The sequence below is a fragment of the Pseudomonas sp. NPDC085632 genome (genome assembly GCF_044541255.1).
Classification (GTDB): Bacteria; Pseudomonadota; Gammaproteobacteria; order Pseudomonadales; family Pseudomonadaceae; genus Aquipseudomonas.
Map to the genome: position 1 here is coordinate 71699 of NZ_JBITSX010000024.1, position 10682 is coordinate 82380.

At 58.9% G+C, this 10682-nt stretch carries 13 protein-coding genes; 1 reads left to right on the forward strand and 12 read right to left on the reverse strand.

All coding sequences use genetic code 11. From position 1 onward, the window contains the following. The 8 genes from ACIF4X_RS16835 to ACIF4X_RS16870 form a co-directional block, all read right to left on the reverse strand. Positions 1 to 77, reverse strand: a 77-nt coding sequence (locus tag ACIF4X_RS16835) for a hypothetical protein (RefSeq protein WP_397483010.1), incomplete at its 3' end; no start/stop codon positions are given. Between the two features lie 106 nt (positions 78 to 183). Beyond that, the gene (locus tag ACIF4X_RS16840; RefSeq protein WP_397482999.1) at positions 184 to 1065 is read right to left on the reverse strand and encodes a peptidoglycan DD-metalloendopeptidase family protein; all 882 of its coding nucleotides are present in this window, start codon (positions 1063 to 1065) and stop codon (positions 184 to 186) included. A 212-nt stretch (positions 1066 to 1277) separates the two neighbouring features. After that, positions 1278 to 1913: a protein-L-isoaspartate(D-aspartate) O-methyltransferase gene (locus tag ACIF4X_RS16845; protein ID WP_397483011.1), complete on the reverse strand. Its 636-nt coding sequence runs from the start codon at positions 1911 to 1913 to the stop codon at positions 1278 to 1280. 41 nt (positions 1914 to 1954) lie between these two features. Further along, positions 1955 to 2704, reverse strand: a complete 750-nt coding sequence (gene surE / locus ACIF4X_RS16850; RefSeq protein WP_007908831.1) for a 5'/3'-nucleotidase SurE — start codon at positions 2702 to 2704, stop codon at positions 1955 to 1957. Then, positions 2692 to 3750, reverse strand: coding sequence for a tRNA pseudouridine(13) synthase TruD (gene truD, locus ACIF4X_RS16855; protein ID WP_397483000.1), 1059 nt, complete (start codon positions 3748 to 3750; stop codon positions 2692 to 2694). Before truD ends, surE begins: the two co-directional genes overlap by 13 nt. After that, positions 3747 to 4220 (reverse strand): 2-C-methyl-D-erythritol 2,4-cyclodiphosphate synthase, encoded by a 474-nt coding sequence (gene ispF / locus ACIF4X_RS16860; protein WP_007924033.1) that lies wholly within the window; start codon positions 4218 to 4220, stop codon positions 3747 to 3749. The genes truD and ispF overlap by 4 nt, the downstream gene beginning before the upstream one ends. A gap of 43 nt (positions 4221 to 4263) precedes the next feature. Then, positions 4264 to 5109: an S-formylglutathione hydrolase gene (fghA, locus tag ACIF4X_RS16865; RefSeq protein ID WP_397483001.1), complete on the reverse strand. Its 846-nt coding sequence runs from the start codon at positions 5107 to 5109 to the stop codon at positions 4264 to 4266. 65 nt (positions 5110 to 5174) lie between these two features. Further along, positions 5175 to 6287 carry an S-(hydroxymethyl)glutathione dehydrogenase/class III alcohol dehydrogenase gene (locus ACIF4X_RS16870; RefSeq protein WP_397483002.1) on the reverse strand — a complete coding sequence of 371 codons (1113 nt, stop codon included), beginning with the start codon at positions 6285 to 6287 and terminating at the stop codon, positions 5175 to 5177. Positions 6288 to 6404: 117 nt separating this feature from the next. Between ACIF4X_RS16870 and ACIF4X_RS16875 the strand changes: the two genes are divergently transcribed. Beyond that, positions 6405 to 7301 carry a LysR substrate-binding domain-containing protein gene (locus ACIF4X_RS16875; protein ID WP_397483003.1) on the forward strand — a complete coding sequence of 299 codons (897 nt, stop codon included), beginning with the start codon at positions 6405 to 6407 and terminating at the stop codon, positions 7299 to 7301. A gap of 78 nt (positions 7302 to 7379) precedes the next feature. Here the strand turns inward: ACIF4X_RS16875 and ispD are convergent, their stop codons facing one another. The 4 genes from ispD to kdsA form a co-directional block, all read right to left on the reverse strand. Then, positions 7380 to 8087, reverse strand: coding sequence for a 2-C-methyl-D-erythritol 4-phosphate cytidylyltransferase (gene ispD / locus ACIF4X_RS16880; protein WP_397483004.1), 708 nt, complete (start codon positions 8085 to 8087; stop codon positions 7380 to 7382). Further along, on the reverse strand, positions 8084 to 8362 hold the full coding sequence (ftsB, locus tag ACIF4X_RS16885) for a cell division protein FtsB (RefSeq protein ID WP_007908838.1): 279 nt from the start codon (positions 8360 to 8362) through the stop codon (positions 8084 to 8086). The genes ispD and ftsB overlap by 4 nt, the downstream gene beginning before the upstream one ends. A gap of 171 nt (positions 8363 to 8533) precedes the next feature. After that, a complete protein-coding gene (eno, locus tag ACIF4X_RS16890) occupies positions 8534 to 9823 on the reverse strand; it encodes a phosphopyruvate hydratase (RefSeq protein ID WP_397483005.1) in 1290 nt (429 codons plus the stop codon). A gap of 157 nt (positions 9824 to 9980) precedes the next feature. Then, positions 9981 to 10682 (reverse strand): 3-deoxy-8-phosphooctulonate synthase (gene kdsA / locus ACIF4X_RS16895; RefSeq protein ID WP_397483006.1); only part of this gene is annotated, 702 nt, incomplete at its 5' end.

Here is a 10682-nt window from a genome sequence, read left to right on the forward strand (position 1 = left end):
ACCGCATCCACGCCGCCCTCCACCCCGAGAACCTCATCGTCGATGTCAAACTCCGGCACTTCTTTACTGAGAGCCATTGTTATAGTCCTTTGGTGAGTTCGACCCCAAGCTCAAGCGACGCCTTTATCCTTGGCAGCGCTGGAGCCTGTCCCCTCTACGTGACGGAACAGGCTGGCTTACAAATCAACGTCTTGGCAGGAACTGCAGCGGATCCACAGGTTTACCTTGGCGGCGAATCTCAAAATGCAGTTTCACCCGGTCTGTACCCGTTGACCCCATTTCGGCAATTGTCTGTCCGACCTTGACCTGCTGTCCCTCCCGAACCAACAGCCTGCGGTTATGGCCGTAGGCACTGACGTAGGTTTCGCTGTGTTTGATGATGACTAATTCGCCGTAGCCCCTTAAGCCACTCCCGGCGTATACCACCGTCCCATCAGACGCAGCTAAAACAGGCTGTCCCAAATCTCCGGCGATATCAATTCCTTTATTCAAACTACCGTTTGAAGAGAATTTTCCAATCAGAATGCCATTAGATGGCCATCCCCAGCCGGTCGGGGCCGGGCCTGCAGGAGGCAATGGAGCGGGTGCTTGCTTGTTGGCGACGGACGGTGCAACGCCCGCAGAACCCCCAGCAGAACCGGTGGTTGTGGTGGTCGTTGTGCCATTTGCCTGACGCCGGATTACCGTGGTTTTACTCGACGATGAAGGTGAAGAACTGCTGTTGCTCACCACTGCCGTCGGTGTTGAACCGGAGCGACCATCGAAGCGAATCGTCTGACCCGGATGGATCGTGTACGGCGTAGGAATATTGTTCCGGGCCGCGAGGGCTTTGTAGTCCCAGCCGTAGCGAAACGCGATCGAAAACATCGTATCGCCCGGACGGACTACATACTGTCCGGTCGTCACGGTAGGACGCTGGGCCACCGCATTGTTGCGATCGACCACCCGCACATTGCTTGATTTGGTGCTGGAGCAACCGACCAGCAAGGTGCTCAAGACAAGGCCAGTCACCAGGCGCTGAAAGCTCGTGTTACCCATACGCTGCGCAATGACTGTGAGACTCACCCGCCGCTCCCTTTGTGGTGGCTGAAAAATGTGAAATGCCGGACGTCGGCATGAGGTGTCGCAAGTATAACGGGCCGGCTCGGCTTTACCTTTAATGAAGCGAAATCGCTTCGCGCACACGTTTGCCAGCTGACAATCTGCTGCGTTTAAACCATCGCTGCCGGAGTAAGACACAGGCGAACGAAAGGAATTCAGCACACGCGAACAAATGCTCAGGCCAGCGGCCCATTGAGCAACGGCACGAAACGAACAGCCCCCAGAGCATGTCGGGAAAAGCCGTTTTCCTCACGCACGATCAGCAACAATTGCTGCACTTCTCCCGAGCCCACCGGAATCACCATGCGCCCGCCAGGCGCCAGTTGATCGAGCAAGGCTTGCGGTACATCCGTGGCCACGGCGGTGACGATAATGCCGTTATACGGCGCCAGCGCCGGCCAGCCTTCCCAGCCATCGCCCCAGCGGAACACCACGTTGCGCAGGTTCAGTTCAACCAGACGTTCCTTGGCGCGATCCTGCAGCACTTTGATGCGCTCAACCGAAAACACTCGTTCAACCAGTTGCGACAACACCGCGGTCTGGTAACCGGACCCGGTGCCGATCTCGAGCACCTTATCCAGTGGGCCCGCCTCCAGCAGCAGCTCGCTCATGCGTGCCACCATATAAGGCTGGGAAATCGTCTGGTTATTGCCAATCGGTAGCGCCGTGTCTTCATAGGCGCGATGGGCCAGCGCTTCATCGACGAACAGATGACGCGGCGTACGCCGAATCACTTCCAGCACCTTGGCGTTGGACACGCCTTCTTCGTACAGGCGCTGGATCAGACGCTCACGGGTACGCTGCGAGGTCATGCCGATACCGCTGCGCAGTCGGTCTTCGTGTTCACGGGCCATCAGCGCAGTCCCTCCAGCCAGCCATCGAGGCTTCTAAAGGCATCGTTGAAGGTGCGATCGAGCTGCAACGGCGTGATGGACACATAGCCCTGCATCACCGCATGAAAGTCGGTGCCCGGACCGCCATCTTCGGCATCGCCGGCTGCTGCAATCCAGTAGCCGGCCTTGCCACGCGGATCGACCACTTTCATCGGTGCTGCCGCCCGGGCACGGTGGCCGAGTCGGGTCAGCTGGATGCCACGAATGTGATCGATGGGCAGATTGGGAATGTTCACGTTGAGCACCGTGCGCGGCGGCAGATCGAGCCCGGCATGGGCTTCAACCAGTTTGCGCGCAAAGTACGCTGCCGTCGGCAGATTATCCACCTGCCGTGAGACCAGCGAAAAAGCAAACGACGGGCGCTCAAGGAAACGTCCCTCAAGGGCGGCCGCCACTGTCCCGGAATACAGCACGTCATCGCCAAGGTTGGCGCCAAGGTTAATGCCGGAAACCACCATGTCCGCCTCGCGCTCCAGCAGGCCGTTGAGGCCCAGGTGCACGCAGTCGGTCGGTGTGCCATTAAGGCTGATAAAGCCATTGGCCAGGTATTGCGGGTGCAGCGGACGGTCGAGCGTCAGCGAACTGCTGGCGCCGCTTTTGTCCTGCTCCGGGGCGATAACCACGCATTCGGTGTAATCCGCCAGCGCGGCATAAAGCGCGGCGAGACCGGGTGCGGTTACCCCATCGTCGTTAGAAATCAGAATACGCATGGGCTGTCCGTCTGCCCCACCGGCACCAGATCAACGAGTTCGCGCACCAATACGGTGGCGAAGCATCCGGCCGGGAGGACGAATTCCAGTTGCAGAATGTCAGGCTGGGGATAATGCCACGTCAACCCGCCAATGGGCAGCCGCAGGATGCGACGTTCGTGGCTCATGCCGGCATGAACCAACCAATCGCGCAGCTCGGCTTCACCGGCGGCAATCCCCTGCTCCAGATCATGGACAGCGCCTGCGGTCGGCGAGTCACCTTCGCCCCACTGCGGACCGGTCGGATGCAGATCGAGAATGGCCAGACGCGGATCGCTGCATTCAGCTTCACCGGCGGGGAAAAAACTGCGGCTGTCGGTGAATGCCAGCAGATCGCCGACTTGCGCTTGCTGCCAGGTGCCATCGGCGACACGCGCCGCCAGCACCTTATTGAAGAGAAAACTGCGCGCCGTCGACAGCAGACGCGAACGCACGTTGCGCTGCTCCGGCAAGGCTTTGCGCGCCGCCCACGCACGCGCATCAACGACGTTGCCGCCGTCATGGCCGAAACGCTGGGCGCCAAAATAATTAGGGATGCCTTGCTGGGCGATCAGTTGCAGACGTTGTTCAATCGCGTCTTTGTCGCCCGCGAACTGGGTCAGGCGCAAAGTGAAACCGTTGGCCGAATGCGCACCGCGCTGCAGCTTGCGCTTGTGGCGGGTGGTCTTGAGGATCTTCAGCGTGTCGTTTTCCGCCGCCGACAAATCCGGATCAGCCTTGCCCGGCAGTTGCACGCTGAACCACTGACGGGTCAACGCCTGACGATCCTTGAGCCCGGCATAGCTGACGGTGCGCAATGGCACACCGGCAGCCTTGGCGATTCGCCGCGCCGCTTCTTCCGTGTTCAGGCCACGCTTTTCGACCCAGATCCACAAATGTTCGCCGTCGCCGCTGAACGGGATGTCGAGGACTTCATCAACCTGAAAATCTTCAGCGATGGCTTTCAGTACCGCAGTGCCGAGGGGTTCACCATAGGCACGCGGGCCGAGCAATTGCAGTTCATTCATGCGCGCAGCAACAAGGCAACGGAGTGCACGGCGATGCCTTCTTCGCGACCGACAAAGCCAAGCTTTTCGGTGGTGGTAGCTTTCACGTTCACTTGATCCAACTCAACTTGTAGATCCGCCGCGATCAACGCGCGCATCGTTTCGATATGCGGGGCCATTTTTGGCGCCTGGGCGACAATCGTGTTATCGACGTTGCCGACTTTCCAGCCCTTGGCATGGATCAGCGCGACCACATGACGCAGCAGCGCACGGCTGTCGGCGCCCTTGAATTGCGGGTCGGTGTCCGGGAAGTGTTTACCGATATCACCCAGCGCCGCAGCGCCGAGCAAGGCATCGCTCAAGGCGTGCAGCAGGACGTCACCGTCGGAATGAGCGAGCAGCCCAAAGCTGTGTGCGATACGCACGCCGCCCAGAGTAATGAAATCGCCTTCAGCGAAACGGTGCACATCATAGCCGTGGCCAATACGCATAAAAAAACGCCCCGATTTTTGTCAGGGCGTGATTCTACCTGCATTAACCGCGCAGGGCGCGTGCGTGATGCTGCAAGTGGTCATCTATAAAGCTTGAGATGAAGAAATAGCTGTGGTCGTAGCCCGGTTGCAGGCGCAATGTCAGCGGATGGCTCGCTTGTTTTGCCGCTTGTTGCAAGGCTTCGGGTTTGAGCTGAGTGGCGAGGAAGTCGTCGCGATCACCCTGATCGACCAGCAGCGGCAGTTTTTCGTCCGCTTCGGCGATCAGCGCGCAGGCATCCCACTCTTTCCACTTCGAACGATCTTCGCCCAGGTAACGGGAGAACGCCTTTTGCCCCCATGGGCAATCCATCGGGTTGTTGATCGGCGAGAACGCCGACACCGATTGATAGCGACCTGGGTTTCGCAACGCGCAGACCAACGCACCGTGGCCGCCCATGGAGTGGCCGCTGATGCTGCGTTTGTCCGACGCAGGGAAATGCGCTTCAACCAGCGAAGGCAATTCCTGCACGACATAGTCATGCATCCGATAGTGGCGCGACCAGGGCTCCTGCGTGGCATTCAGATAGAACCCGGCGCCGAGACCGAAATCCCAAGCGTTGTCCGGGTCACCCGGGACATCGGGGCCACGTGGGCTGGTGTCCGGCGCAACAATGATCAAACCCAATTCGGCAGCCATGCGCATCGCGCCGGCCTTCTGCATGAAGTTCTCATCGGTGCAGGTCAGGCCCGACAACCAATACAACACCGGCAGCTTGCCGCCCTGCTCAGCCTGCGGCGGCAGGTACACGGCAAACACCATGTCGCAACCCAGCACGTCAGAACGATGGCGATAGCGCTTGTGCCAACCGCCAAAACTCTTCTGACAGGAGATGTTTTCCAGACTCATGCAAAGACTCCTACGCGGTCACGGAAACAAGCCTTCACGACTTTTTGCCATGTCCCAACGATTGATCAGAAATGAATGACGGTACGGATGCTCTTGCCTTCGTGCATCAGGTCGAACGCTTTGTTGATGTCTTCGAGGCCCATGGTGTGGGTGATGAAAGTGTCCAGCGGGATTTCGCCGCTTTGGGCCATGTCGACGTAGCTTGGCAACTCGGTACGACCGCGCACGCCGCCGAACGCCGAACCGCGCCAGACGCGACCGGTCACCAACTGGAACGGACGGGTGGCGATTTCCTGGCCGGCACCGGCCACACCGATGATCACCGACTCCCCCCAACCTTTGTGGCAGCATTCAAGGGCGGCGCGCATCAGTTGCACGTTGCCGATGCATTCGAAGGAGAAATCGACGCCGCCATCGGTCATGTCGACGATCACTTCCTGGATCGGACGATCGAAATCTTTCGGGTTCACGCAGTCGGTGGCACCGAGCTGCTTGGCGATCTCGAACTTGGCCGGGTTGATGTCGATGGCGATGATGCGTGCAGCCTTGGCTTTAACTGCGCCGATCACCGCAGACAGACCGATGCCGCCCAGACCGAAGATGGCCACGGTGTCACCCGGTTTGACCTTGGCGGTGTTGAGCACCGCGCCGATACCGGTGGTGACGCCGCAGCCCAGCAGGCAGACCTTTTCCAGTGGCGCATCCTTGGAGATTTTGGCCACGGAGATTTCCGGCAGCACGGTGTATTCCGAGAACGTCGAAGTGCCCATGTAGTGGAAAATCGTTTCGCCCTTGTAGGAAAAGCGCGAAGTGCCGTCCGGCATCAAACCTTTACCCTGAGTGGCGCGAATCGCCTGACACAGGTTGGTCTTGCCCGACTTGCAGAATTTGCACTGGCCACATTCCGGGGTGTACAGCGGAATCACGTGATCGCCAACGGCAACCGAAGTCACGCCTTCGCCGATCGCTTCAACGATGGCGCCACCTTCGTGGCCGAGGATCGACGGAAAAATGCCTTCCGGGTCAGCGCCGGACAGGGTGTAGGCGTCCGTGTGGCAAACACCGGAAGCAACGACACGCAGCAGGACTTCACCGGCCTTGGGCAAGGCGACGTCGACTTCTACGATTTCCAGCGGCTTCTTGGCCTCGAAGGCAACGGCGGCGCGCGACTTGATCATGCTGACTCTCCAGTGAATCCATTGAATAAAAAAACCAGACAAGGAGTGTAATACATGGCTTTACGATGAATAATCCGGACAAAAGCAAAACATTATTGCCATACAGGGATAATCCCGATGTCCGAAAATCGCTGGGAAGGCATCGACGAGTTCGTCGCTGTCGCCGAATGCAGCCAGTTCACCGCCGCCGCGGAACGCCTTGGGGTTTCTTCCTCGCACGTCAGTCGTCAAATAGTCCGACTCGAAGAGCGTTTGCAGACGCGCCTGCTCTATCGCAGTACCCGGCGCGTGACACTGACCGAGGCCGGGCAGACCTTTCTGCAACATTGTCAACGCCTGCAGGATGGTCGCGAAGAAGCCTTGCGTGCGGTTGGCGACCTGACCAGCGAGCCAAAAGGCATGCTGCGCATGACCTGTGCCGTCGCCTACGGTGAACGCTTTATCGTGCCGCTCGTGACGCGGTTCATGGGGCTTTATCCACAGCTGCGCATCGATATCGAATTGAGCAATCGCCAGCTCGATCTGGTGCATGAAGGTCTGGATCTGGCGATTCGTCTCGGTCGATTGCAGGATTCACGCTTGGTCGCCACGCGCTTGGCACCGCGTCGGATGTTTCTCTGTGCCTCACCGTCCTACGTTGAGCGGTACGGCCGCCCACACAGTCTGTCGGAATTGAGTCGGCACAATTGCCTGATCGGCAGCTCGGACATCTGGCAGCTTGAGCAAAACGGGCGGGAGTTTTCCCAGCGCGTGCAGGGGAACTGGCGCTGCAACAGTGGGCAAGCGGTGCTGGATGCGGCGTTGCAGGGGGTTGGGCTGTGTCAGCTGCCGGATTATTACGTGCTGGAGCATCTGCACAGTGGCGCGTTGATTTCGTTGCTGGAGGCGCATCAGCCGCCGAATACGGCAGTGTGGGCGCTGTATCCGCAGCAACGGCACTTGTCGCCGAAGGTGCGCAAGTTGGTGGATTTTCTTAAGGAAGGGTTGGCTGAGCGGCCGGAGTATCGGGTTTGAGATCAAAAGATCGCAGCCTTCGGCAGCTCCTACAGGGGAATGCATTCCAATGTAGGAGCTGCCGAAGGCTGCGATCTTTTAGCGACGGTTAGCCCAACGCTGGCGCAACCACTCCAGATCTTCCGGCCGGGTGACCTTGAGATTATCCGCCCGCCCTTCAATCAGTCGCGGCTTAAGCCCCGCCCACTCCATCGCCGAAGCCTCATCGGTAATCACCGCGTCCGCCACCAGACTGTCCGCCAACGCCCGATGCAACGCACCGAGGCGGAACATCTGCGGCGTATACGCCTGCCAGATCACGCTGCGATCCACGGTTTCCAATACACGACCGTGCCTGTCGACCCGCTTCAACGTGTCGCGCGCAGGGACGGCGAGCAAACCGCCCACCGGATCATCCGCCAGTTCATCAAGTAGCTTGTCGAGATCGTCGCGACTCAGATTGGGCCGTGCCGCATCGTGCACCAGCACCCAATCTTCATCATCGGCACCCTGCGCATGCAAATGCAGCAAGGCATTGAGCACTGAACCGGAACGCTCAGCCCCGCCCTCAACCCGCTGAATGCGCGGATCGCTGGCGCAGGCCAGGTTCGGCCAGTAAGGATCATCAACAGCAAGACTGACCACCAGCCCCTTGAGGCTTGGGTGATCGAGGAAACAGCCGAGGCTGTGTTCGAGAATTGTGCGCCCGCCCAGTTGCAGATACTGCTTGGGACGGTCCGCGGCCATTCGAGCACCGACGCCCGCGGCAGGAATCACGGCCCAGAAGGCCGGCAGGGAATTGATCATTGGGCCAACTGGTAAAGGGTTTCGCCGTCCTTGACCATGCCCAGCTCGTGACGAGCCCGCTCTTCAACGGTTTCCATGCCCTTTTTCAACTCGCTGACTTCAGCGTCCATCACTCGGTTGCGCTCAAGCAAACCTTCGTTCTCGGCGTGTTGATCAGCAATCTGCTGATTCAGCTCGGCGACTTGCGCCAGACTGCCATTGCCCACCCACAGGCGGTACTGCAGACCGGCCAGTAGCAAGAGCAAAACGAGAAACAACCAGTAAGGACTGCGCATCGAATATCAGGTATCCAGTGAAAAAAGACAGCCACGCCAAAACTTTGAAGCATCTGATAGCACGAAGCCTGGAAGACCCAGGCTTGTGCTGTTAAGGCATCAGATTAGTGGCAAATCCATCGCTGTCACGACTTTTTCGACACAATCCGGTGTCCTTCCATCGATTTGTACTTAGCCGCGGAACTCGCTGCGACCGTTGTACTTGGCCTTGCCATTCAACTGCTCTTCGATACGCAGCAGTTGGTTGTACTTGGAAACGCGGTCGGAACGGCACAGCGAACCGGTCTTGATCTGGCCAGCCGAAGTACCCACCGCCAGGTCGGCAATGGTGGAATCTTCGGTTTCGCCGGAACGGTGCGAGATCACTGCGGTGTAACCGGCAGCCTTGGCCATCTGGATGGCTTCCAGGGTTTCGGTCAGGGTGCCGATCTGGTTGAACTTGATCAGGATCGAGTTGGCGATGTTTTTATCGATGCCCTCTTTCAGGATCTTGGTGTTGGTCACGAACAGGTCGTCGCCCACCAATTGAACCTTCTCGCCGATCTTGTCGGTGAGGATCTTCCAGCCAGCCCAGTCGGACTCGTCCAGACCGTCTTCGATCGAGATGATCGGGTAACGTTCGGTCAGGCCTTTGAGGTAGTCAGCGAAACCTTCAGCAGTGAACACCTGGCCTTCGCCGGACAGGTTGTACTTGCCGTCTTCGTAGAATTCGCTCGCCGCGCAGTCCAGCGCCAGGGTCACGTCGGTGCCCAACTTGTAACCGGCGTTGGCAACAGCTTCCGAGATCACTTTCAAAGCGTCTTCGTTGGAGGCCAGGTTCGGTGCGAAACCGCCTTCGTCGCCAACGGCGGTGCTCAGGCCACGGGCCTTCAGCACGGCTTTCAAGTGATGGAAAATCTCGGTGCCCATGCGCAGACCTTCCGAGAAAGACTTGGCGCCAACCGGCTGCACCATGAATTCCTGGATGTCGACGTTGTTATCGGCGTGCTCGCCACCGTTGATGATGTTCATCATCGGTACCGGCATCGAGTAAACACCCGGCGTGCCGTTGAGGTTGGCGATGTGTGCGTACAGCGGCAGGTCCTGATCCTGAGCAGCAGCCTTGGCCGCAGCCAGGGACACGGCGAGGATGGCGTTGGCGCCCAGGGTTGCTTTGTTTTCGGTACCGTCGAGCTTGATCATCGCGTGATCCAGCGCTTTCTGGTCGCTTGGGTCGGTGCCCAGCAGCAGATCGCGGATCGGGCCGTTGATGTTGGCGACTGCTTTCAGTACGCCTTTGCCCAGATAACGGCTCTTGTCGCCATCACGCAGCTCGAGCGCTTCACGCGAGCCAGTGGATGCACCGGACGGCGCGCAAGCGCTGCCGATGATGCCGTTGTCGAGAAGCACGTCCGCTTCCACGGTGGGATTGACTCGGGAGTCGAGAACTTCACGACCTTTGATGTCGACGATTTTTGCCATTGTTGTAAACACTCCAAAGTTGACGAAAACGACGCAGCTAGAGGAAATCTTTTTACCGTCGGCAAGGGGTGTGCAGCGGGCAGACTTGCAGACGATAACGCTCATGCCCGAGGGCATGAGCGACAAATCGTGCGGTACTTTACCGGAGAATTGAGGTTTACGCGGTTTCTACCGTCGGAAAACTCTTCACCAGTTCGTCCAAAGCTTTGAGCTGGGCCAGAAATGGCTCCAGTTTGTCCAGACGCAAGGCGCAAGGGCCATCGCATTTGGCGTTGTCCGGGTCCGGATGCGCTTCGAGGAACAGACCCGCCAGCGACTGGCTCATGCCGGCCTTGGCCAGATCCAGGACCTGTGCACGGCGACCGCCGGCGGAGTCGGCACGACCACCCGGCATTTGCAGCGCGTGGGTCACATCGAAGAATACCGGGTACTCGAACTGCTTCATGATGCCGAAGCCGAGCATGTCGACCACGAGGTTGTTATAGCCGAAGCTCGAACCACGCTCGCAGAGGATCAATTGATCGTTACCCGCTTCCACGCACTTGTTCAGGATGTGTTTCATTTCCTGAGGCGCGAGGAACTGGGCTTTCTTGATGTTGATCACTGCATTGGTCTTGGCCATCGCGACGACCAGATCGGTCTGACGCGACAGGTAGGCCGGCAGCTGAATGATGTCGCAGACCTCAGCGACGACCGCAGCCTGATCAGGCTCGTGGACGTCGGTGATGATCGGCACGCCGAAGGCTTGTTTGATGTCCTGGAAGATGCGCATGCCCTCGTCCAGGCCAGGACCACGATAAGAGGTCACAGAAGAACGGTTGGCCTTGTCGAAACTGGCCTTGAAAACGTAAGGGATAAC

Excerpts from the sequence above, each read along its gene's own strand:
- ACIF4X_RS16845 (WP_397483011.1), bottom strand. The coding sequence starts at position 1,913 with ATGACCTCGCAGCGTACCCGTGAGCGTCTGATCCAGCGCCTGTACGAA.
- truD (WP_397483000.1), bottom strand. The coding sequence starts at position 3,750 with ATGAATGAACTGCAATTGCTCGGCCCGCGTGCCTATGGTGAACCCCTC.
- ispF (WP_007924033.1), bottom strand. The coding sequence starts at position 4,220 with ATGCGTATTGGCCACGGCTATGATGTGCACCGTTTCGCTGAAGGCGAT.
- fghA (WP_397483001.1), bottom strand. The coding sequence starts at position 5,109 with ATGAGTCTGGAAAACATCTCCTGTCAGAAGAGTTTTGGCGGTTGGCAC.
- surE (WP_007908831.1), bottom strand. The coding sequence starts at position 2,704 with ATGCGTATTCTGATTTCTAACGACGATGGGGTAACCGCACCCGGTCTC.
- ftsB (WP_007908838.1), bottom strand. The coding sequence starts at position 8,362 with ATGCGCAGTCCTTACTGGTTGTTTCTCGTTTTGCTCTTGCTACTGGCC.
- eno (WP_397483005.1), bottom strand. The coding sequence starts at position 9,823 with ATGGCAAAAATCGTCGACATCAAAGGTCGTGAAGTTCTCGACTCCCGA.
- ACIF4X_RS16870 (WP_397483002.1), bottom strand. The coding sequence starts at position 6,287 with ATGATCAAGTCGCGCGCCGCCGTTGCCTTCGAGGCCAAGAAGCCGCTG.
- ispD (WP_397483004.1), bottom strand. The coding sequence starts at position 8,087 with ATGATCAATTCCCTGCCGGCCTTCTGGGCCGTGATTCCTGCCGCGGGC.
- ACIF4X_RS16875 (WP_397483003.1), top strand. The coding sequence starts at position 6,405 with ATGTCCGAAAATCGCTGGGAAGGCATCGACGAGTTCGTCGCTGTCGCC.